The organism is Mycobacterium sp. BK086, assembly GCA_004362315.1.
Taxonomy (GTDB): Bacteria; Actinomycetota; Actinomycetes; order Mycobacteriales; family Mycobacteriaceae; genus Mycobacterium.
This window is the reverse complement of record SNWL01000009.1, coordinates 325,552-347,717: the sequence shown is the minus strand read 5'-3', so window position 1 is coordinate 347,717 and position 22,166 is coordinate 325,552. Positions and strand designations below refer to the sequence as shown.

Annotated in this window: 16 protein-coding genes and 1 pseudogene; 4 read left to right on the top strand and 13 right to left on the bottom strand. The window is 66.6% G+C overall.

Translation table 11 applies throughout. The features are described 5' to 3' along the window. Positions 1–14 precede the first annotated feature (14 nt). Positions 15–2,573, top strand: a complete 2,559-nt coding sequence (gene pepN / locus EV580_RS30890) for an aminopeptidase N (RefSeq protein ID WP_133696507.1) — start codon at positions 15–17, stop codon at positions 2,571–2,573. Positions 2,574–2,596: 23 nt separating this feature from the next. Continuing rightward, positions 2,597–2,926 (top strand): annotated as a pseudogene (locus EV580_RS30885) (HNH endonuclease); the annotation flags it as partial. Between the two features lie 2 nt (positions 2,927–2,928). On the opposite strand, the gene EV580_RS30880 reads toward EV580_RS30885, so the two are convergent. The 3 genes from EV580_RS30880 to EV580_RS30870 are packed head-to-tail and all read right to left on the bottom strand — an operon-like array spanning position 2,929 to position 4,283. Next, entirely contained in the window at positions 2,929–3,405 is a 477-nt protein-coding gene (locus EV580_RS30880) for a DUF5130 domain-containing protein (protein ID WP_133696505.1), read from the bottom strand. Beyond that, a complete protein-coding gene (gene ctaJ / locus EV580_RS30875; RefSeq protein ID WP_133696503.1) occupies positions 3,392–3,631 on the bottom strand; it encodes an aa3-type cytochrome oxidase subunit CtaJ in 240 nt (79 codons plus the stop codon). Before ctaJ ends, EV580_RS30880 begins: the two co-directional genes overlap by 14 nt. A 19-nt stretch (positions 3,632–3,650) precedes the next feature. Further along, entirely contained in the window at positions 3,651–4,283 is a 633-nt protein-coding gene (locus tag EV580_RS30870) for an HNH endonuclease (protein WP_133696502.1), read from the bottom strand. 130 nt (positions 4,284–4,413) lie between these two features. Between EV580_RS30870 and EV580_RS30865 the strand changes: the two genes are divergently transcribed. Together EV580_RS30865 and EV580_RS30860 are read left to right on the top strand one after the other, a co-directional pair. Beyond that, complete coding sequence (locus EV580_RS30865) at positions 4,414–4,824, top strand: globin (RefSeq protein WP_133696500.1); 411 nt, start codon at positions 4,414–4,416, stop codon at positions 4,822–4,824. A gap of 8 nt (positions 4,825–4,832) precedes the next feature. Next, complete coding sequence (locus EV580_RS30860) at positions 4,833–6,395, top strand: glycoside hydrolase family 13 protein (protein ID WP_133696499.1); 1,563 nt, start codon at positions 4,833–4,835, stop codon at positions 6,393–6,395. Here the strand turns inward: EV580_RS30860 and EV580_RS30855 are convergent. The 10 genes from EV580_RS30855 to EV580_RS30810 form a co-directional block, all read right to left on the bottom strand. Continuing rightward, positions 6,392–7,036: a DUF1345 domain-containing protein gene (locus EV580_RS30855; protein WP_133696497.1), complete on the bottom strand. Its 645-nt coding sequence runs from the start codon at positions 7,034–7,036 to the stop codon at positions 6,392–6,394. The two genes, EV580_RS30860 and EV580_RS30855, sit on opposite strands and share 4 nt — an antisense overlap. Continuing rightward, a complete protein-coding gene (locus EV580_RS30850) occupies positions 7,029–7,682 on the bottom strand; it encodes a DUF8185 domain-containing protein (protein WP_133696842.1) in 654 nt (217 codons plus the stop codon). The genes EV580_RS30855 and EV580_RS30850 overlap by 8 nt, the downstream gene beginning before the upstream one ends. Continuing rightward, positions 7,679–8,092, bottom strand: coding sequence for an acyl-CoA thioesterase (locus EV580_RS30845; protein WP_133696840.1), 414 nt, complete (start codon positions 8,090–8,092; stop codon positions 7,679–7,681). Before EV580_RS30845 ends, EV580_RS30850 begins: the two co-directional genes overlap by 4 nt. Next, the gene (locus EV580_RS30840) at positions 8,085–12,893 is read right to left on the bottom strand and encodes an NAD-glutamate dehydrogenase (protein WP_133696495.1); all 4,809 of its coding nucleotides are present in this window, start codon (positions 12,891–12,893) and stop codon (positions 8,085–8,087) included. Before EV580_RS30840 ends, EV580_RS30845 begins: the two co-directional genes overlap by 8 nt. Before the next feature lie 51 nt (positions 12,894–12,944). After that, positions 12,945–14,618 (bottom strand): energy-dependent translational throttle protein EttA, encoded by a 1,674-nt coding sequence (ettA, locus tag EV580_RS30835; RefSeq protein WP_133696493.1) that lies wholly within the window; start codon positions 14,616–14,618, stop codon positions 12,945–12,947. Positions 14,619–14,731: 113 nt separating this feature from the next. Further along, on the bottom strand, positions 14,732–15,184 hold the full coding sequence (locus tag EV580_RS30830) for a single-stranded DNA-binding protein (RefSeq protein ID WP_133696492.1): 453 nt from the start codon (positions 15,182–15,184) through the stop codon (positions 14,732–14,734). A 125-nt stretch (positions 15,185–15,309) separates the two neighbouring features. Further along, positions 15,310–17,793: a cadherin-like domain-containing protein gene (locus tag EV580_RS30825; RefSeq protein ID WP_255496962.1), complete on the bottom strand. Its 2,484-nt coding sequence runs from the start codon at positions 17,791–17,793 to the stop codon at positions 15,310–15,312. Positions 17,794–18,174: 381 nt separating this feature from the next. Then, on the bottom strand, positions 18,175–18,816 hold the full coding sequence (locus tag EV580_RS30820; RefSeq protein WP_133696490.1) for a TetR/AcrR family transcriptional regulator: 642 nt from the start codon (positions 18,814–18,816) through the stop codon (positions 18,175–18,177). A 46-nt stretch (positions 18,817–18,862) separates the two neighbouring features. Continuing rightward, the gene (locus EV580_RS30815) at positions 18,863–20,866 is read right to left on the bottom strand and encodes a bifunctional copper resistance protein CopD/cytochrome c oxidase assembly protein (protein WP_133696488.1); all 2,004 of its coding nucleotides are present in this window, start codon (positions 20,864–20,866) and stop codon (positions 18,863–18,865) included. After that, the gene (locus tag EV580_RS30810; protein ID WP_133696487.1) at positions 20,863–22,146 is read right to left on the bottom strand and encodes a sensor domain-containing phosphodiesterase; all 1,284 of its coding nucleotides are present in this window, start codon (positions 22,144–22,146) and stop codon (positions 20,863–20,865) included. Before EV580_RS30810 ends, EV580_RS30815 begins: the two co-directional genes overlap by 4 nt. Positions 22,147–22,166 lie beyond the last annotated feature (20 nt).

Sequence of the window (22,166 nt, the reverse complement as noted above, 5' to 3'; positions counted from 1 at the left end):
ACTAAGTTGGACACGTGGCACTTCCCAACCTCACTCGTGACGAGGCCATCGAGCGCGCTGCTCTGGTCACCGTCGGCAATTACTCCATCGTTCTCGACCTGACTTCCTCTGAGACGACGTTCCGCTCCACGACGACCGTCGAATTCCAGGCGACACCGGGCGCCGACACCGTCATCGACTTGGCCGCCGCCACCGTGCGCAGCGCGGTGCTCAACGGCATCGACATCGACGTGTCCGGATACGACGAGTCGACCGGCATCGCACTGCAGGGTTTGGCCGAGACCAACGTTCTGGTGGTCGACGCCGACTGCAGTTACTCCAACACCGGTGAGGGCCTGCACCGCTTCGTCGACCCCGTCGACGGCGAGGTCTACCTGTACTCGCAATTCGAAACCGCCGACGCCAAGCGGATGTTCGCGTGCTTCGACCAGCCCGACCTCAAGGCCACGTTCGACGTCACCGTCACCGCTCCGGCGCATTGGCAGGTGATCTCCAACGGCGCAACGGTTTCCGTCGACAATGGGGTGCACGTCTTCGCCACCACCCCGAAGATGAGCACCTACCTGGTGGCCCTGATCGCCGGCCCGTACGCCCGCTGGGACGACGTCTACGCCGACGAGCACGGCGAGATCCCGCTCGGCCTGTTCTGCCGGGCCTCGCTGGCCGAGTACATGGACGCCGAGCGGCTGTTCACCGAGACCAAACAGGGCTTCGGGTTCTATCACCAGAACTTCGGTGTGCCCTACGCGTTCGGCAAGTACGACCAATTGTTCGTGCCCGAATTCAATGCCGGCGCAATGGAAAACGCCGGCGCGGTGACGTTCCTGGAGGACTACGTCTTCCGGTCCAAGGTCACCCGGTACAGCTACGAGCGCCGGGCCGAGACCGTGCTGCACGAGATGGCGCACATGTGGTTCGGCGACCTGGTCACGATGACGTGGTGGGATGACCTGTGGCTCAACGAGTCGTTCGCGACGTTCGCCTCGGTGCTGTGCCAGGCCGAGGCCACCGAATACGACAAGGCGTGGACCACATTCGCCAACGTGGAGAAGTCCTGGGCCTACCGGCAGGACCAGCTGCCGTCGACCCACCCGGTCGCCGCCGACATCCCCGACCTGCATGCCGTCGAGGTCAACTTCGACGGCATCACCTACGCCAAGGGCGCCAGCGTGCTCAAGCAGCTCGTCGCCTACGTCGGGCTCGAGCACTTCCTGGCCGGCCTGCGTGACTATTTCGCCGCTCACGCCTTCGACAACGCGACGTTCGACGACCTGTTGAGCGCGTTGGAGAAGGCCTCGGGCCGTGACCTGTCCGACTGGGGACGCCAGTGGCTCAAGACCACCGGTCTGAACACGTTGCGCGCCGACTTCGACGTCGACGCCGACGGCGCTTTCACCCGGTTCGCGATCGCCCAGGGCGGTGCGGCCCCCGGCGCCGGCGAGACCCGCGTGCACCGGCTCGCGGTCGGCATCTACGACGACGACCCGATGACCGGCAAGCTGGTGCGGGTGCACCGCGAGGAACTCGACGTGGCCGGGCCTGTGACGGAAGTACCTGCGCTGCAGGGAGTTTCGCGCGGGAAGCTGATCCTGGTCAACGACGATGACCTGACATACTGCTCGCTGCGCCTCGACGACGCGTCGCTGAAGACCGCGCTGAGCCGCATCGCCGACATCGAGGAGCCGCTCCCCCGCACGCTGGTGTGGTCGGCCGCGTGGGAGATGACCCGCGACGCAGAGTTGAAGGCCCGCGATTTCGTGGCGCTGGTGATGAGCGGCGTCCACGCCGAGACCGAAGTCGGTGTGGCCCAGCGGCTGCTGCTGCAGGCGCAGACCGCGCTGAACTCCTACGCCGATCCGGCATGGGCGTGCGCCAACGGCTGGCCCGCGTTCGCCGACCGGCTGCTGGACCTGGCACGCGAGTCGGCCCCCGGTTCGGATCATCAGCTGGCGTTCGTCAACGCGCTGTGCACGTCGGTGCTGCAGCTGCACCACGTCGCGGTGCTGGCGACGCTGCTGGACAACGAGCCGGCCGAGGTGAATCTGCCGGGGCTGGTGATCGACACCGATCTGCGGTGGCGCATCGTCACCGCGCTGGCTGCGTCCGGTGACATCGACGGCGACGGTCCCGAGAGCCCGTTCATCGACGCCGAGGCGCAGCGCGACCCGACCGCCGCCGGGCGCCGTCATGCGGCCGCCGCCGCCGCGGCCCGCCCACAACTCGCGGTCAAGGAAGCCGCCTGGCAGCAAGTGATCGAGGACGACACCCTGGCCAACATCACCGCGCGGTCGATCATCGGCGGCTTCGCGCCGGCCGGCCAGAGCGCGCTGCTCCAGCCGTTCACCGAGCGCTATTTCGCGGCGATCCCCGGAGTCTGGGAGCGCCGGTCCAGCGAGGTGGCGCAGACGGTGGTGATCGGTCTGTACCCGTCGTGGGATATCAGCGCCGAGGCCCTGGCGGCTGCCGATCAGTTCCTCGAGGGCGAGCTGCCGTCGGCGCTGCGCAGGCTGGTGCTCGAGGGCCGGGCCGGTACCGAACGCTCGCTGAAAGCGCGCGCCTTCGACGCTGACTGACCTCGCACTGCCATCATCAGGCGATGGCGGCCAAGAACACCCGGCGAGCACGCGCGGCACGCAGGCGCGTCCGCCGGGTCAAGGCCGTCGTCAACGATCTGACCGAAGAGCAGTGGTCAGCGCTCAAGGACGCCTGGAACGGCTGCGCGTACTGCGGAGCCAAGGGCAAGCCGCTGCAGCGGGACTGCGTCATGGCGATCTCCCGCGGCGGCAGGTACACGATCGACAACGTCGTGCCCGCCTGCGCGGCCTGCAATGCGAGTAAGTGCAATGACGAGGTCACCGGCTGGATGCGGCGTAAACGCCTCGACGAGCGCGCCTTCCTGGAGCGCTACGTCGCGATCAAGAGCCAGAACTACGGCCTGGAAATGCCTGCCGACATCACCCGCACGGCGCTGACCAGCCCGTCGATGAGGTTGCCCTCTTTGAAGGCCGACGCGGCTGCCGACACCCCGAGCGGGGCCGCCGACTCAGCGCCGCGGCTGCGCACGTCCGCGCCGTAGACGACCTCGATGGCCTTCTGATCGGGCGACACGGCCAGCAGCACCGCATTGTTCGGCGTCGGCACGTCGGCGAGGATCTCGCGAGCCCGCGCCGCGGTGTCGCTGCCCAGGTCGCCGATGTAGACCGCGAAGCGGGCTTTCGACTGCCGGGTGCCGTACTTCAGCGCATCGTCGAGCTCGACGAGCTGGCTGATCGGGAACGGGTAGTGCACCGACAGCTCGCCCGGCTCGGTGACGCCCGAGACGCGTCCGCTGGTGGTCAGCGCATAGCCGTACGGCAGGTTGGCCGGATCGACCGTCGCTACGGTGCCGTGGTCACCACTTGCCACTTGCGCCACCTCCCACATTCACCTCGGCCGAGCCGTGACCGTGATGGCCACCGCCGGGAACCACCTCGTCGACGGCAGCCCACAGGATCGGGGCGTGCGTCCACTTCTCGGACAGGTTGTACGTCTTGGGGTGGTTGCTCTTGCCGGGGATGTACAGCAGACACAGCAAGGCCGCGAGCCCGAACGGGATGCCCACGAACAACCCATGGATGACAGCGGTATTCACGAGGCAAACCGTAGCAGTCTCAGGCCGCGCCCTCACCCAGGTAGCGCACCCAGGCCGGGTCGAGTTCCTTGATGGTGCACAGCAGCCGCCAATGCTGACCCTTCGGCGGCGTCGGCACCAGCCGCAGCGTCCAGCCCAACTCGGTCAACAACTTGTCGGCCTTGCGGTGGTTGCAGCCCGCGCAGGCGGCCACGCAGTTCTCCCACGAATGCTCACCGCCCCGGCTGCGCGGCACCACGTGGTCGACGGTGTCGGCCTTGGAGCCGCAGTAGGCGCAGCGGAACCGATCGCGGTGCATCAGGGCGGCCCGCGTCATCGGGATCCGCGCCCGGTACGGCACCCGCACAAAGCTGCGCAGCCGGATCACCGACGGGACCACGATCGCCCGGGTGGCCGAGTGAATCACCGGGCCGTTCGGGTCGTCGTGCACCACGTCCGCCTTGCCGCACAGCAGCATGATCACCGCTCGGCGCATGGGGAGCGCCGTCAGCGGTTCGTAGGTCGAATTCAGTAACAGCACCCGGCGACGTCCCCACACTGATCCGTCGGCCGGGCTGGGTATGTGAGGGTCGGCGTGCAGGCTTGAACTCGGCAAAGACCCGATCGGGCCCGCCGCGGCACGGTGGCCGCGGTTCCGTTTGCGCTGCGACATGCGTCCTCCGGCAACCAGTCCACCATGGATCCGCCGCAATCGCACGACATTTTGGGCCGTGTTCGCAGGTCAAATCCGTGAACATCGGGTGACGTGGGTAGCGGGTGACGCGGATGTACACAATGGTGGGGTGACGGAGACTCAGGCCGACGGAGATGGGCAGACGTTTTACGACGCAGTGGGCGGCGCTGAGACGTTCCACAAGATCGTGTCCCGCTTCTACGAGCTGGTTCGAGAGGACGAGGTGCTACTTCCGCTCTACCCGCCGGACGAGCTCGACGCCGCCGAGGACCGGCTGCGGATGTTCCTCGAGCAGTACTGGGGCGGCCCGCGAACCTACTCCGATCAGCGCGGCCATCCCCGGCTGCGGATGCGTCATGCCCCGTTCGTCATCGGTTTCCTGGAACGTGACGCCTGGCTGCGCTGCATGCACACCGCGGTCGCCTCGATCGACTCGGCGACGCTCGACGACGAGCATCGCCGTGAACTCCTGGCCTATCTCGAGATGGCCGCCCAATCGATGGTCAACTCCGCCTTCTAAGGACGCCGATGGCCCGCGCCGGCACCGCCCCGTGGTGGGCGAACGCGATTTTCTACCAGGTCTACCCCCGCTCGTTCGCCGACAGCAACGGTGACGGAGTCGGCGATCTCGACGGTGTGACCGCCCACCTCGACCACCTGAGCTGGCTCGGTGTCGACGCGATCTGGCTCAACCCGGTGATGGTGTCGCCGATGGCCGATCACGGCTACGACGTGGCCGACCCGCGTGATGTCGATGCCCTCTTCGGCGGGCTGGGTGCACTGGAGCGGCTGATCGCCGAGGCACATGCGCGCGGTATCAAGGTCACGATGGATCTGGTGCCCAACCACACCAGCTCTGCGCATGCCTGGTTCCAGGCGGCGCTGGCTGCGGGGCCGGGAAGTGTTGAGCGAGAACGGTATATCTTCCGCGACGGCCTCGGTGTCGACGGTTCCATGCCACCCAACAACTGGGTGTCGGTGTTCGGCGGTCCGGCCTGGACCCGGGTTCCGGACGGTCAGTGGTACATGCACCTGTTCGACGCCGAACAGCCAGACCTCAACTGGGACAACCCCGAAACGTTCGAGGATCTGGAAAAGACCTTGCGGTTCTGGCTCGACCGCGGCGTGGACGGCTTCCGCATCGATGTCGCGCACGGGATGGCCAAGCCCCCCGGCCTGCCGGATATGGCCAATCCCGATGTCGGCATGCTGACCCTCGACGACGACGATCCGCGGTTCAACCACGACGGCGTGCACGAGATCCATCGCGGAATCCGCACCGTGCTCGACGACTACCCCGAAGCGGTGACGATCGGCGAGATCTGGGTGTTCGAGAACGAGGACTTCGCGAAGTACCTGCGCCCCGACGAATTGCACATGGGCTTCAATTTCCGTTTGGTACGAGCCGAATTCGACGTCGCCAGCATTCACGGCGCGATCGAGAACGCGTTGGCGGCGGCCGCGCTGGCCGACGCCAGCCCGACGTGGACGTTGTCCAACCACGATGTCGAGCGGGAAGTCTCCCGCTACGGCGGCGGCGCGAAGGGGCTGGCCCAGGCCCGCGCCATCGCGATGGTGATGCTGGCACTGCCGGGCGCGATGTTCCTCTACAACGGTGAGGAACTCGGCCTGCCGAACGTCGATCTACCCGACCAGGTACTGCAGGATCCGGTCTGGGAGCGGTCCGGGCACACCGAACGCGGCCGCGACGGCTGCCGGGTTCCGATGCCGTGGTCGGGTGACGCTCCCCCGTTCGGCTTTTCGTCCAACCCCGACACCTGGCTGCCGATGCCTGTCGAATGGGCGGCGCTGACCGTCGAGCGTCAGCTCACGGATCCGGACTCGACGCTGGTGTTCTTCCGCACGATTCTGGGGTTGCGGCGAGAGCGTTTTCACTTCACCGAATACGACGTCGAATGGCTGCAGCTGCGCGACGACGCGCTGGCCTTCCTGTCCGGCGGCGTGCTGTGTGTGGTCAACACGGGGTCGGTTGCGTTGCCGTTGCCCGACGGCGACGTACTTGCGGTCAGCGCGCCGCTGGTGGGCGACGAGCTGGCGCCCGATGCGGCGGCCTGGATCGCGACGGTCTAGCCCGACGAGATCACGTTCACCACTGACGCGACGATGGTCGTGCCGAACACGAACGACAAGAGCCCGTGGACCAACGCGGTCTTGCGCATGCGCGTTGAGGTGAGGTTGGTGTCCGAGATCGCGAAGCTCATCCCGACAGCGAAGGCGACATAGAAGAAGTCGGTATAGGACGGTTGATCGTTGTTGTGCGGGTCGTTGAAGTCGATCCCGCCGCCGCGGGCCGGATTGAAGTAATGCTTGGCGTAGATCAGCGCGTACAGCGTGTGGATCGTGAACCACGACAACACGATGCTGCCGACCGCCAGCCATCGACCCCCGTCGTCGTGAGCCTTGTTCAGCAGCACCCACACACCCGACAGGCTCACCAGCGCGCCTCCGAGCACCAGCGATACCACTGCCCAATGCCAGGGTGACTCCCGCTCGGCATGGTCTTTGGTCTTGCCGGAGTCGAACCGCCACAGCACGATCCACGTCCAGGCGGAGAACGTCAGCGTCAGCGCCGTCCATCCGCCGAGCAGCGACAGCATGCCGTTTCGGTCCCACAACACCGCCGTGACGATCGCGCCGACCAGGACGCCGACCGTGACCCGCGCCGCCGGGCTTTCCCAGAAGCCGAGCTTGCCGTGGTCGGTATCAGCCATGCAGTACCAACGCCGAATCCGCGCGTCGGCGATACACCGATCCGAACCGGGCGTCGATCCGCAGCCACGTCGGCGAGAGCCGCACCCGCACGATCTCCTCGTCACCCGGCGATTCGGGCACGAATCCCATCGCGGTCAGAGCGAACACGCACCGCATCGGAACACCGACGGCGGTGTCGCCCGAACTCACCTGCAGCACATCCTGATCCAGCAGCGAGGCCGGGGGCCCGTGCGCGCTGCTGTGCTCCTTGGCCAAACCGGCCCCGCGCTCAGCCAGGGTGGTGAGCACTGCGGCCGGCACGTCGTCGAGATGACTGAAACCGGTGTCCGGCGGCAGCCCACCGCGCCACGCGGAGTCCATCGGATAGCCGGGGTCGACATAGCCCGACGCGTCGGCCTGACGCAGTCCACGAGCCAATTCGTCCGCCCCGCAGGACAAGTCGTCCGGCTTGAGCTGACCGGCGATGACGCGGACGGCGAGGACGTCCAACCCCGTGGCCACCCACGCTGTCACCAGACCGTCCGAACGCGCCCGTAACCGGATCACCGCGGCTTCGTCGAGGCGCAGCGCATGCTCGACGAATGCCGACAGGTCATTGCGCACGACGGCATCGGGAATGACAAGACCACGTTCACGGTCCACTATCGCTCCCAGCGCTGCAGGTACTCCCGGTGCTTGGGCGAAAGCCGAACCAGCCGTTGCTCTTCGATGTGCACGGCGGCCAACTGCGTTTCCGCGATTACCGAGGGCCTCGAGTCCGGATCGGCGAGCAGTGAGCGCACCTCGTAGCCGATGGTGAAGTCCACCGCACGCAGTCGCTTGGTCCACATCGTCACCTGCAGCGGTGAATCGGCAAGCCGCAGTTGGCCTTTGTAGAGCACCTGCACCTCGTGGATGAGCAGCCCGATGGTCGCGATGTCCTCGGCGAACGGCTCCTGCAAGAAGTCCACCCGCGCCTCTTCCAGGATCGTCACCATGGTCGCGTGGTTGATGTGCTGGTACATGTCGATATCCGACCAGCGCACCCGCACGCCGGTGGTGAATCCGTTAACCACTTGATCCTGTTCCACTTGTCCTCGTCATGCTACGAATCTGGCGCGCGGCCACCGAGAGCGTCGCCAGATCCCGTTCGTCGTCCTGGTAGATCTCAGCCAGCGTACGGCGGGCCCGCTCGACCCGGGATCCGTTGGTGTGCTCCCACTCGGCGATCTTCTCCTCGCCCGTCTCCTCCGGCTCGCCGACTGCCAGCACGTCGAAACACAGCGCGCGCAGCGAGCCGTAGATATCGTCGCGAATCGCCAAGCGGGCCAACGAATGCCACCGGTCATCGCGCGGCAGCCCGGACACCGCGGTCAGCAGCCCGTCGGTGCTCAGGTGATCCATCAGTGCGAAGTAGGTGTCGGCCACCTCGGCGGGATCACGGTCGACGATGTCGGCGATGTCGATCACATCGAGCAGGCTGTACTGGTAGAGGCCGCTGGCCACCTCATAGGCCAGGTCTTCGGCGGCGCCGTGGGCGGCGAACTCGCCGGCCTCCTTGGAGACGATGGCCTTGTCGTCGCCGCGCAGCCACGCCGGCATCCGCGGTGTCAGTTCGGCCAGTTTGGCCGCGAACCGATTGATTTCGGCGCCGACCGCCAGCGGCTGCGGCCGGTAGTTCAGCAGCCACCGCGCGGCGCGGTCGAGCAAGCGGCGCAGATCCAGCGTCATCCGGTCGGACACGCTCACCGGCAGTTCGTTGTTGCGCCCGCCGTCGAGGATCCGCTGCCACACCCTGCCGATGCCAAAGATCGCGTCGGCCGCCACGAAGGTGCGTACCGCATCGACGTAGCCCACGCCGGTGTCCTCGGTGACGCGGTAGGCGAACGTGATCCCGCCGATGTCGACGACATCGTTGACCAGCATCGTGGTGATGATCTCGCGGCGCAGCTGGTGCGTGCGGATCTCGGCGGTGAAGTTGTCGCTCAGCTGGCTCGGGAAGTAGCGCGGCAACCTCGAAGCGAACACCTCCTGATCGGGCAGGTCGCTGGCCAGCACCTCGTCCTTGAGAGCCAGCTTGACGTGCGCCATCAGGGTCGCCAATTCCGGTGAGGTCAGGCCGATCCCGACCTCCTGACGCCGGCGGATCTCCTTGTTCGACGGCAACGCTTCCAGCTCGCGATTGAGCCCGCGGCGCTCCTCGAGCTCGACGATCTGGCGGGCGTGCACGTTGAGCAACGACGCGGCGTTGGCCCGGCTGGTGCCCATCAGGTCGTTCTGGTCGATGTTGTCGTTCAGCACCAGCCGCGAGACCTCGTCGGTCATCGAGGCGAGCAGATCGGTGCGCTTGTCCGCGCTGACCTTGCCCGCGGTGACCAGCGAGTCGATCAGGATCTTGATGTTGACCTCATGGTCGGAGCAATCCACACCGGCGGAGTTGTCCATCGCGTCGGTGTTGATCCGCCCGCCGCACAGGTCGAACTCAACCCGGCCCAGCGACGTGACACCGAGGTTGCCACCCTCGCCGATCACCTTGGCCCGCACCTGGTTTCCGTTCACCCGGATGGTGTCGTTGGCACGGTCGCCGACCTCGGCGTCCGATTCCGACTCGGCCTTGATGTAGGTCCCGATTCCGCCGTTGAACCACAGGTCCACCGGCGCCTGCATGATCGCCTTCATCAGGGCGGGCGGCGTCATCTCGTCGGCGTCGCTTTGCAGACCGAGCGCCGAGCGCATCTGCGGGGTGATCCGAATCGCTTTCTGCTGGCGGCTGAACACCCCGCCGCCCTCGCTGATCAAGCCGGCGTCGTAGTCTTCCCAGCTCGAGCGCGGCAGGTCGAACAGCCGCTGCCGCTCCGTCCAGGACCGCTCGGCGTCCGGGGTGGGGTCGATGAAGATGTGCCGGTGGTCGAAGGCCGCGATCAGCCGGATGTGGTGCGAGAGCAGCATTCCGTTGCCGAACACGTCACCGCTCATGTCGCCGACGCCGGCCACGGTGAAGTCCTCACTCTGGGTGTCCACCCCCATTTCCCGGAAGTGCCGTTTGACGGACTCCCAGGCGCCCTTGGCGGTGATGCCCATGGCCTTATGGTCGTAGCCCACCGAGCCGCCGGAGGCGAACGCGTCACCCAGCCAGAAGCCGTAGGAGTTGGCGACGTCGTTGGCGATGTCGGAGAAGGTGGCGGTGCCCTTGTCCGCCGCGACGACGAGGTAGGCGTCGTCACCGTCGCGTCGAATCACACCAGGCGGGGTGATGACGTCGCCGGTGGCCCGGTCGACGTTGTCGGTGACATCGAGCAGGCCCGCGATGAACAGCCGGTAGCACGCAATTCCCTCGTGGCGGAACGCATCCCGGTCGGCGGCGTCGTCTCCGAGCGGGGCCGGCGGCTTCTTGACGACGAAGCCGCCCTTGGCGCCGACGGGCACGATGACGGCGTTCTTGACGGCCTGCGCCTTGACCAGGCCGAGGATCTCGGTACGGAAGTCCTCCCGGCGGTCCGACCAGCGCAGCCCGCCGCGGGCGACGTGACCGAATCGCAGATGCACACCCTCGACGCGTGGTGAGTAGACGAAAATCTCGAATTTCGGCCTCGGTAGTGGCAACTCGTCGATGAGTTGCGGATTCAGCTTGAGCGACAACACGTTCTGGGCGTGCGCCGAGTCCGGGCTGGTGACGAAGTAGTTGGTGCGTAGCGTGGCCTGGATCATCGACGCGAACGCGCGCAGCACCCGGTCGGTGTCCAGGCTGACCAGCGCATCGATGTCGGTGGCGACGGCATCCGCAGCTGCCAGCGCGTCCAGGCCCTTGGCCGCCGAGTCCGGATCGAACATCGCCTCGAACAGCGCCACCAGAGAACGCGCGGTCCTCGGGTTTCCGTTGAGCACCGATTCGATATGCGACTGGCTGTACGGGAAAGCGGCCTGCCGCAAGTACTTTGCATACGCCCGCAGCACCGCGACCTGCTGCCAGGTCAAGCCGGCCCGCAGGACCAGCTCGTTGAATCGGTCGATCTCGGCGCGCCCCTGCCAGATGGCGGTCACCGCGTCGGCGAACCGCTGCCCGTTGGCGTCCAACTCTTCGGGGGTGGTGGACTCGGGCATCGACGTGTCCGGCCGGATCTTGAATTGGTAGATCCAGACCGTGAGCCCGTCGGGGCGCACAACGGTGAACGGGCGCTCCTCGAGCACCAGCACGCCCATGCACTGCAGCATCGGCAGCAGGTGACTCAGCGACGCCGTCGACCCACCCAGGTACCAGGTGAGGAAGGCTTCGTTGGGTTCGTCGCCCTCTTCGAACTGCAGCTTGACCGAATCCGGTTGCAGCGCTTCGATGATGCCGATGTCGGTGATCGCCTCGGTGGAGGTGACGACCTTCTTGAACTCCTCGGGCAATGCGTCGGCGTAATGCTCGGCGACCGCCAGGTCGATCTTGCCCTCTCGCGCGGACCCCAGCAGCCGGTCGCCCCAGGTGCGTAGCGCCTCGGTCAGAAGTCCTTGGACGCGGGTGCGGTTGGCCTCGCTGTCGTCGATCGACTGGCGCGTCGACCCGTCCGGCAGCCGGACAGTGAAATGCACGACCGCCCAGGGTGATTCACTGACGCGCGCGGTGTAGTCGATACTTGCGCCACCGAACTCGCGCACCAGGATGTCTTGCATATGCAGCCGCACCTCGGTGGTGTACCGGTCGCGGGGCAGGTAGACCAGGCAGGACACGAAGTGGCCGAGCTGGGCGGCGCGCAGGAACAGTAGCGCGCGGCGGCGCGAACCGAGATCGACGACGGTGCCGGCCATCTCGAGCAGCTGGGCACCGGTCAGCGCGAACAGCTCGGAGCGCGGAATGGTCTGGACGATGTCGAGCATCAGCTGACCGGGGTGACTGGGGTCGTTCTGCGACAGCTCCAGGACATCGCGCACCCGCCGCGAGATCAGCGGGATGTCAAGCACATTGGCGCTCATCGCGGTGGCCGTGAACAGCCCCACGAACCGGTGCTCCACATCCCCAGAAGGCGTGTGCTCGCGGATCACCACAATGTACGGGTACGCCCCATACCGCAGGAAGCTGGGCATGGTGGCCTGGGCGAGCACCAGCAGATCGCCCGGTTTGGTGAGCTCCGGCAGCACCTCGGTGCGCAGCCGGGCCACCCCGAGCCGGCTGGGCTCCACGACGGTGGCCACCCCGTTGCCAACGGTGCAGTCCTGGCAGCCCAGCAGCACGAAGTTGCCCACCGACAGCCAGCGCAGCAGGTCGGCGACCTGCTCGCGGTCGGGACCCGCGAACCGGGTTCCCGTGTCGTGGTCGATCTCGCGGGCCAGGTCGTGCAGGGCGGCACTGAGCGCCACCGAATCCAGGGCCACCTGCCGCGCGTCGGCCACCACCATCGGCAGCATCCGCTCCGCCTCGGCCAGTGCCTTGCGGTTGACCGACGGCGAGAGCTGCACGTGAATCCAGGACTCCTCGAAGCCCTCGGAATCCGCGTCGGCCAGCGGCCGCACCTCGAGCAGCTCGCCGCCCGCGCTTCGGCGAACCCGGAACACCGGGTTCATCAACGCGACGTAGGCGACCCCGAGCCGGTGCAACAGGACCGTGACCGAGTCCAGCAGCATGGTGGCCTGGTCGGTGACGATCTGCAGCGCAGGCCCGAACCCGCCGGGGTCGTCGCCGGGGTAGATCGCGACGAGGGTCTCGCCGACCACCCGGCTGTGCGCCAGCTGTTCCTGTGCGGCGATCAGGCCCGGCGGAATCACCCGGTCGGCAGCCGCCGTGACCAATGGCCCGGTGTCGGTGGCGTCCGCGTCGGGCGCCCCTCCGTGTGGACCGCGATAGGTGGCGAGGTAGGCCTCGCCCATCGACTCGGTAGTTCTGGGGTCAACCGTCATACCTGCCGCTCCTGATCAGCATGCGAACCGACGCTGGTCCGCAGCGCCACATTAGTCGCGTGTGAGCCTGCGGTGGGTGACCCTGTGCGGACGGGCCGCGTCGGCTCCCAATCGCTCGAGCTTGTTCTCCTCGTAGGCCCCGAAGTTTCCTTCAAACCAGAACCATTTGGCCTCGTTGTCGTCGTCACCCTCCCACGCCAGGATGTGCGTGCAGGTGCGGTCCAGGAACCAGCGGTCGTGGCTGATGACGACCGCGCAGCCGGGGAAATTCTCCAGCGCGTTCTCCAACGACGACAGCGTTTCGACGTCGAGGTCGTTGGTGGGCTCGTCGAGCAGGATCAGGTTGCCGCCCTCTTTGAGGGTGAGCGCGAGGTTGAGCCGGTTGCGTTCACCACCGGAGAGCACCCCGGCCGGCTTCTGCTGGTCGGGTCCCTTGAATCCGAACGCCGACACGTAGGCCCGCGACGGGATCTCGTTCTGACCGACCTCGATGTAGTCGAGGCCGTCTGAAACCACCTGCCACACATTCTTTTTCGGGTCGATGCCGGCGCGGCTCTGATCGACGTAGCTGAGCTTGACGGTGTCGCCGACCCGGACGTTGCCGCTGTCAGGCTGCTCGAGCCCGACGATCGTCTTGAACAGCGTCGTCTTACCGACACCGTTGGGGCCGATGACGCCGACGATGCCGTTGCGGGGCAACGTGAACGAGAGGTCCTTGATCAGGGTGCGACCCTCGAAGCCCTTGTCGAGATGTTCGACCTCGACGACGACGTTGCCCAGTCGCGGCGGAGCCGGAATCTGGATCTCCTCGAAGTCGAGCTTGCGGGTCTTCTCCGCCTCGGCGACCATCTCCTCGTAGCGGCCCAGGCGTGCCTTGTTCTTGGCCTGCCGGGCCTTGGCGCCGGAGCGGACCCAGGCGAGTTCTTCCTTGAGGCGCCGCTGCAGCTTCTGGTCCTTCTTGCCCTGCACCTCGAGGCGCTCGGCCTTCTTCTCCAGATAGGTAGAGTAGTTGCCCTCGTAGGGGTAGGCGCGGCCGCGGTCGAGCTCCAGAATCCACTCGGCGACGTTGTCCAGGAAGTACCGGTCGTGGGTGACCGCGAGGATCGCGCCCTTGTACTCGGCGAGGTGCTGTTCGAGCCACTGCACGCTCTCGGCGTCGAGGTGGTTGGTCGGCTCGTCGAGCAGCAGCAGGTCCGGCTTGGACAGCAGCAGCTTGCACAGCGCGACCCGACGCTTCTCACCACCGGACAGGTGAGTGACGGGCTCGTCGGGCGGCGGGCAGCGCAGCGCGTCCATCGCCTGCTCCAGCTGGGAGTCGATATCCCAGGCGTCGGCGGCATCCAGCTCTTCCTGGAGCTTGCCCATCTCGTCCATCAGCTCGTCGGTGTAATCGGTGGCCATCAGTTCGGCGACCTCGTTGTACCGGTTGAGCTTGGCCTTGATCGCGACGCCGTCCTCGACGTTCTCGCGGACCGTTTTGGTCTCATCGAGCTGCGGCTCCTGCATGAGGATGCCGACGGTGGCGCCGGGCGCCAGCAGCGCGTCGCCGTTGTTGGCCTGGTCGATACCGGCCATGATCTTCAGCACGCTCGACTTACCGGCGCCGTTGGGGCCGACGACGCCGATCTTGGCTCCGGGCAGAAAGGCCAGCGTGACGTCGTCGAGGATGACCTTGTCGCCGTGCGCCTTGCGGACCTTCCGCATGGTGTAGATGTATTCCGCCATTGCCGCGGTATTGCCTTCCGTCTGGTTCGGGAATTGCTCGCCGACCATCCTAGGCGCGCACGGCGGAGGCCTTGCGGCCGCGCTGGCCAGGCCAACGCGGCCGCGGGGCCGCCTCACGCCGAGAGTGGCAGACCCGTCGTCTCGTCGGCGTCCTCGGGGTCCAGGGGTTCCCCGGCCGCCGGCTCCTCAGCTGCGGGTTCGGCGGCCCTGGGCTGGGGCTGCTCGTAGCGGATGATCGCGCGGGACAGGTCCGGGCCCACGGCCGTGGCCCGCATCTCCAACGACGAGCGCCGCACCCCTTCTTTGTCGTCGTACTCGCTGGTGAAGACATCGCCGACGACGATGACCGGCGCGCCTTTGTAGAGGCCGGCGCCGACGCCGGTGACGAGCTTGCCCCAGCAGTTGACGGTGATGTACAGCGAATTGCCGGGCTCCCAGGTGCCCTCGCCGGTGCGGCGGCGGGAATTGCTGGCCACCCGGAAGCTGATCAGCTCCTGGTCGCCGACGACGCGACGGCGCGGGTCGGTGACGACGCGGCCGACGACGGTCAGATGGGTCTCGAACATGGCAGGGGTCCTTTCGACTGGATGCGATGTGCGCCTCCAGTGAGCGCTCAGACCCCGACGGCTCACGTCGCCGTTGCGCCAACGGCGACGTGAGCTGTGGATGGACGCCGGACTGGGGACGGAAGCTAGGCGTTCTGCTGAGCCTCTGTCGCCTTGGTCGGATCCGGCAGGCTTTCGATGTCACCGTCGACGTTGGACGTGATGTAGCCGGTCAGCGTCTGTTGGAAGGCGTTGATCGTGGCGTCGGCGTGCAGGTAGCCGGTGTGAGTGCCGGTCACCGTGACGTCGGCCAGATAGTGGACGTTCGACTGGTTCGGCAGATAGTCGGCTGACTCGGTGCCGTTCAGGATCATCCCGTCCTCATTGACGTAGTCGGTATACGTGACCGTCCGGATCGTCAGCGCCGCGTTGTTGGGGTCGGGCGCTTCGGTGACCACCGCGGTTCCCCCCTTCGCTCCGCTGTAGGTCCCAACCGGCGGCAGCGGTGTGGTGGTCGGATGGTAGGTGGTCAGATCTGGAGCCCACGCCGACGAATCCGGGGTGGTCCGGTCCGCCGCCACCGGTCCAACGCTGGTGGTGTACTTCAGGTTCGCGATGACCAACCTCGACTGGGTCGGGTCAGACACGCTCGACTCCCAGAAGGTGACCGCGTCGCCGGTGGGGTTCCAACTCGGCATGCTTCGCGCGGCCCAGCCATCACCGGTCTCGAACAGCGGAATCCCGTTCTCGCGGTTGAGTTCATCGCCGACTGCGACCGCCCACTCCTGGTTCGACACATTGACCGGCGTCGCGTAATACCCGTACACCGGCGCGGCCACATAGACGGGCAACAGACTTTCGCGCACGATCCTCGTCATCGGAGTCAGTGCGCCGTATCCGCGCGTGCTTCCGATCGCGATCCACTGCTCGTTGGGCGAGTAATCCATGTCCTCGTCATAGTCGAGACTCGCCGTCACCCGGGTGACAGTGCCTGTGGCCAAGTCGATTTCGATGTCATCGGCGTTGCCCTGCTCGTAAGACCCGCCGAGAATGACCACGCCCTTGCCGTCCGGTGTCCACTGCTTGCCCTCCCCGGTGGGATACACGACACGCGCATTGGTGACGTCGTATTCATTGGTGGAGTCGTTGTAGGTCAGGTCGCCCACGACCGGAACGATCTGCAAGACGCCGGTCGCACCGTTGAGCATGATCCGGCTGAACAAAACGTGCTGTCCGTCCGGGGAGATTCGCATCTCACGCTGCGCATTGATCGAGATGACGCCCGGCGCTCCCGCCGGTGTGGTGATGGGAACCAGCTGCGTTCCGTTGACATCCTGTTGCAGAACGGAATACGTCGGCCCCGACTGGGCGCCGCTGTCGACGAGCACGATCACCCGTCCGGACCCGTCGGTGAACGGAACCGGTTTGCCCAGGTTCGCGGTCACACTTGGCGCCAGTCCGCAGGTGAGGCACTTGGCGTTCGAGCCGTCGATGTTGATCTGATAGATCTCCTGGCGGCCTCCCGCGGCCGGGGTGCCCGCGAAGTAGATGGACTGCCCATCCTCCGAGTACCGCGGATTGACGGGCTTTGTCACACCCGCAGGCAAGTTCAGGATCGCCCGCTGCACAGTGGGATTGAGGACGGTCAGGCCCTCAGTGGCCTGCGCGCTGTGCGAGCTCAGCGGTGTCAGAAGATTGAACTTCCCGTCGGACACCGAGACCGTGAACGAATCAGTCTGGGCAGCATCGTAATTGATGTCGTCAGGCGTATACGTATAGTTGCCGGTCGCCTGGTCGATCGTCAGGGTTCCGTACTTCGGCCCCTGGGTGACCGTGTATTTCAGCGCGTCGCCTTCGATGTCGGTGGCGCCGATGTTGCCGGTGACGGTTTGCCCGGTCTGCACCGTGGTGGTGGGGTCACCGATCGTCGGGGCCTGGTTGAACACATCGCGGCGCACCCACCCCAGCAGGCTCCACACCATCGGAACGACAGGCCCCGGGGTGTTGGGCGGCGGGTTCAGGAACGGGTTGAGCAGGGTCGTGACGACGTGGTTGAGGAAGCCGATCGGGGTCGATGCCGGTGTTTGAGCGGTGGTCGTCACCGCTGACGTGACCGTGGCCGCCGGCGATCTGACCAGAGCCGAGTGAGCACTACCCACGACCGTCGACGAAGCGACGGGCGGGCTCACCTCCGTCACCGTTGCGCCGGATGTGACGACCGCTGTCGGCGACGGGAGGTCCGCGAGGAGTGTGGAGGGCACCTTTGCGGCGGCAGCGCGGCTTGCACCCGAGGTGCGACCAGTCGAGACGGCATGCGAGTTCGTCGTAGGCTGCGCCGCACGAGGTTTAGCCGAACCAGTCGACCGCCGCTTGGCGCTCGCCGATCCCGACTCCGCCCCGGAGGCCGAGCCGGCGGATGAGGCAGGCGACGACGATCCAGCGCCCGACGACGCGTTGCCGACGTCAGCCGATGCCACCCCATGCCCCGCCGCCAGAGCCGTGAACAGCCAGACGGCGACCGCCATACCGCCATACCCGCCGAACTTGACGGCGGTGCGCGCGGTCTCCCGAGATCGTGCGGGCTCCGCCGAGACGAACAGCGGGTTGGCGGGCTTACGGACATCCGACATGGCGTGCCTCCGGCAATGAGAATGTGTTGATCGATCGATCAAATTTGAGATGTGATGAACTTCATAACAGGGCGAATCAGGAGCTGTCAAGCAATCGGCGAGAATTCCCGCATCGGCCGAGTGGGTCGATGCGGGGAGGCGCGACTGCGCTGATTTCACAGCGACTTCACAGGTACTTACGCCACAGGAATTGTTGTGACAGAAGCAGATTAGGACACCCCGCGTTGGACCCTCCGGCCGCGACGCCGGCGCGCTGGTTGACAACCGGAGTGGACGGTCTCGGCATTCACACCGCGCCGACGGCCTCACGAACTGGTCGAACCCAGGCCCGAAGACGGAAGAGTCGCGGGTCGGTCACCCGATCAAATCAGGGCGAAGGCGCTAGGTTGGCTTACCCCCGCCGCGGGACAGTATCGCGAACTGAGTCTCGACAAAGTGCCGCAGTTCGTCATGCCCCTGGGTCAACCCGACCACGCTCTCGTTGCTGACGCTCCTGGCGATTTGCGCCACCAGCATCGAGATCACGACGGGTGGATAGGCGTCGAGATCGACCCCGTACGACCGCAAGGACATCGTGACCGCCGCGGTCTCAATGTCACGTACTCGCTCGGCGTAGTTCCGCAGCTCGGCGCCAATTGCTTTGCGGTGGTTGGCAAGCGCCATGAGCTCAGTGCTCATGACCGTCTGCCGGGTGTCACCGTTGATTCGCCAGAGTGCGCGCAACGGATCTTCCTCGGTCAGCACGTGGCGCAGCTGTTCCAGCGCGGCCTCGGCGCCGGAACGCATCACGGCAAGAAAGAGGTCGTCCATCGTCGGGAAGTAGTAATAGACCAGCGCCTGTTTCACTCCAGCCTTCGCTGCTACCCGTCGTGACGTCGCTGCGGCGTACCCGTCGTCGTGCATGATCTGCGCCGTCGCCTCGACGAGTCGCTGTCGGGTCCCGCCGTCGTCGGCGTTGGTGTTCGCGGGCGCCCGCCGCGGAACTTCGCCGCGTGACCGCCGTTTTCGCGCCTCGATGGGCATAGGGCACAGTAGCATTTTGATCGATTGATCAAGGCTGCCCCCGCCGTCAGTGATTGGCGTCGCGTTCGCGGCGGGCCAGGTGGGCCAGCATCCTGTTGTAGGCGGCCAGGTCGGCGTCGTCGTCGCGATCGGCGGCGCGGTCGATCCGTTTGGCGGTGCGCCGGTCGCTGCGGCTCCACTGGACCAGCAGCGCGATCATCACCACCACCAGCGGGATTTCGCCTGCCGCCCAGGCGATTCCGCCGCCCAGATGCTGATCGCCGATCAGGTCGGTGTGCCAGCTCAGGTGCAGCGATCGGTAGAAGCCCTCCCCCAGCACGTCGTCCATCCCCATCATCACGACACCGAAGAACGCGTGCAGCGGCAGCGAGGCGAACACCATGCCGATCTTGGCTACCGGCGGCAACGGCCGCGGTGTGGGGTCGACGCCGATGACCACCCAATAGAACAGGTAGCCGCTCATCAGGAAATGCAGGTTCATCAGCACATGCGCGCCGTGATTGCTGACCGCGGCGTCGAAGATGCCGCCGAAGTACAGGCCATAGAACCCGGCGACGAACACGACCGTCGCCACGACCGGGTGGGTGAAGAACCGCGACCACTTACTGTGCAGGGCGTCGAGCAGCCACTCCCGAGGTCCGGGCGGATTGCCCTTGCCCGCCGCCGGCAACGCTCGCAGCGCCAGAGTGACCGGTGCCCCCAGCACCAGCAGGACCGGCACCAGCATCGAGAGCAGCATGTGCGCTGCCATGTGCATGCTGAACATCGCGGGCATGTATCGGCCCAGACCTGACGATGTGGTGAACAGCAGCACCGCGCAGCCCAGCAGCCAGGCGAGCGTGCGACCCATCGGCCACGCGTCGCCGCGACGACGCAACCGGATCACGCCGGCCAGATAGGTTCCGGCGAACACGAGGGCCGCCGTGCCGAACGCCAGGTCGAACCGCCAGTCCAGCAGGATCCGCGCGACCGTCGGCGGGCCGGCGAAGTCGTAGCCGATCGCCACTTCGGCCGGACTCGGGTTGGCCGACAGCGGCGGGGGCGGCGGGGTGCGACCCAAGCCGACGGCGATACCGAAGGTCAGGCCGAACACCAATGCTTCGATGAAGGCCAGCCGGATCAGCAGGCCGCGCGCCTGCGGGGCAGCCTGCAACTCGGCCACCGGGCCGCGCCGTTGACGCCATCCGATGAAGCCCAGTGTGCACAGCGCCACGATCTTGGCCACCACCAGCCAGCCGTACTCGCTGGCGAACAGGTCAGACACCCGCATCCGGACGAAGGCGTTGACGACCCCGGACAGTGCCATGGCGGTGAAGCACCAGAACGCGACCGCCGAGAAGCGTCGCGCCGCCAGGCCGGCATGCTCACCACCGCGCAGAGCATGGGCCAGCAGCGCGAGCAGACCGCCCGCCCACAGCGCACCGGCCAGCAGGTGAATCAGCAGGCTGTTGGTGGCGATGTCGTGTGCCCCGCCCGCCGACGAATGGCCGGTCAGGCCCAGCGGCACCAGCGCGATCAGCGAGCCGGCCAGCAGGAACGGCGTCCACGACCAGCGCAGCACTGCCCGGCCCGCGGCCGCGACGACCAACGCCAGGAACGCCGTCCACCGCCACGCACCGGCGGTGTCGACCAGGCTGGCCACCGACCACAGCTCGACGGGGTTGAGATGGTCGCGCAGCGGTTGGCCGGAGACATCGGAGACGGTCAGCGGGATCAGCAGCACGGCGCACACCGCCCACACCCCGGACGCGGCGACACCCATGCGCAGCGCCCGATAACCGTCGGCGTCGAGCACCCCGTTGTCCTGCGGCGGGGTGAAGAACGTCGCGAACAGGAACGAGCCGACCGCCACGACCGCAGCGATCTCGCCTGCCGCCCGTACGGACGGCAGGCCCAGGGTGGTGACGGGGCCGGGGTCGGGCAACCCGGTCGCGGTGAGCGCGTCGGCCAGCGACAGCGCGCCGATGCCGGCGGCGGTGATCCCGGCGAGCAGCGCCACCAGCCAGAGCACCGGCCATGCGGCGGTGCGGCGGTCGGTGGGCGCGGTCATGGCCTCAGCGTAGGTGCTGGCTGAGGTCGTCCCAGATGAAAGCCCTGGCCGTATTCGATTCCGAGTTGGACCAGCGTGTTGAGCTGGCTGGCTGTCTCCACCGATTCGGCCACCAGTTTCGCGGGAAGCTCCGACGCCAGTGACGTGAGCGCGGTTGCCAGCGCGCGTTTCACCGGATCGTGGTCGATGCCGGCGATCAACTCGCCATCGATCTTGATGAGGTCTGGACGCAGCCGCAGCAGTTGGGCGAAGCTGGCATATCCAGCGCCCGCATCGTCAACTGCCACCTGTATTCCTCGCTCGCGCAATGACTTCAGACCCACAGCCAGCTCGTCGGGAAACGGTTCGTGCTCGGTAACTTCGATGATGAGCGCTCGGTCCTGCACCGCCAAGACATCCTGGATCGTCGGCTCCAGAACGGCGCTCGGGCTCAGGTTCACCGCGACCGGACAATCGCTGGGAATGCTACGAGCGGCGGCCAGGACGGTGCGGAGTGCGGCGTGTTCCAGGACAACTCCCTGGCCAACTCGGCGAGCGGCGCTGAACCACTGCGCTGGAGTCAACTCGAAAGATGCGGGAAAGCGCGTCAACCCTTCGTAGGCAATTGCGGTCCCGCTCGCCAGATGGACGATGGGCTGGAACACCGCGACGAGTGCTTCTCGCTCCGCGAGCAAGGCGTCCAACCCGGCTTGCAGTCGCTCGACCTCCGCGGCTCCCGGCACCATCACCGAGGCGACGAATCGCGCCGTGAGTGCGCGTCGTCCACGCTCGTCGCCATCGGTCATCACGTTGGTCAGCAGCGTCGAGAGTTGCGACTGAGAGCTGATCAAGGCCGACACGAATTCACTGATCGCCACCATCGCGTCACTATCCGCGTCGTCGAAGACACCTGGGGCGGTGGCGGCCAACAACAGCGAGCCGATCACGATGTCGTTGTGCATCAGGGGAATTACCGCCCACGACCGAGTGCCCCACTCCCTGTTGATCGCGCGAACCCGAGGCGAGAGTCGCCCGTCTACCCGCCCGTCGTGCAACAGCTTCGGGCGTCTCTCCCGGGCCGCAAGGCCTTGGAAGCTGCTCTGATTGGGTACGACGAAGCCCGTCGTGTCGGCAATCACACCGTGGGCGGACACGGTGACGTACGAGTCATCGGAAGCCCGTAGGAGCGTGATGGCTGCTCCCTCAGCCTTGGGCATGAACGCACACGCCTGCTCAGCTATGCGACCCATCAATGACACGGGGTCCATCGACGCGGCCAGCGCCTGAACAAGCCTCTCCACAACACCCCACTCCCACAAAA

Coding starts and splice junctions, on each gene's coding strand:
- EV580_RS30870 (WP_133696502.1), bottom strand. CDS start 4,283: ATGTCGCAGCGCAAACGGAACCGCGGCCACCGTGCCGCGGCGGGCCCG.
- EV580_RS30860 (WP_133696499.1), top strand. CDS start 4,833: ATGGCCCGCGCCGGCACCGCCCCGTGGTGGGCGAACGCGATTTTCTAC.
- EV580_RS30855 (WP_133696497.1), bottom strand. CDS start 7,036: ATGGCTGATACCGACCACGGCAAGCTCGGCTTCTGGGAAAGCCCGGCG.
- EV580_RS30840 (WP_133696495.1), bottom strand. CDS start 12,893: ATGACGGTTGACCCCAGAACTACCGAGTCGATGGGCGAGGCCTACCTC.
- ettA (WP_133696493.1), bottom strand. CDS start 14,618: ATGGCGGAATACATCTACACCATGCGGAAGGTCCGCAAGGCGCACGGC.
- EV580_RS30830 (WP_133696492.1), bottom strand. CDS start 15,184: ATGTTCGAGACCCATCTGACCGTCGTCGGCCGCGTCGTCACCGACCCG.
- EV580_RS30825 (WP_255496962.1), bottom strand. CDS start 17,793: ATGTCGGATGTCCGTAAGCCCGCCAACCCGCTGTTCGTCTCGGCGGAG.
- EV580_RS30820 (WP_133696490.1), bottom strand. CDS start 18,816: ATGCCCATCGAGGCGCGAAAACGGCGGTCACGCGGCGAAGTTCCGCGG.
- EV580_RS30815 (WP_133696488.1), bottom strand. CDS start 20,866: ATGACCGCGCCCACCGACCGCCGCACCGCCGCATGGCCGGTGCTCTGG.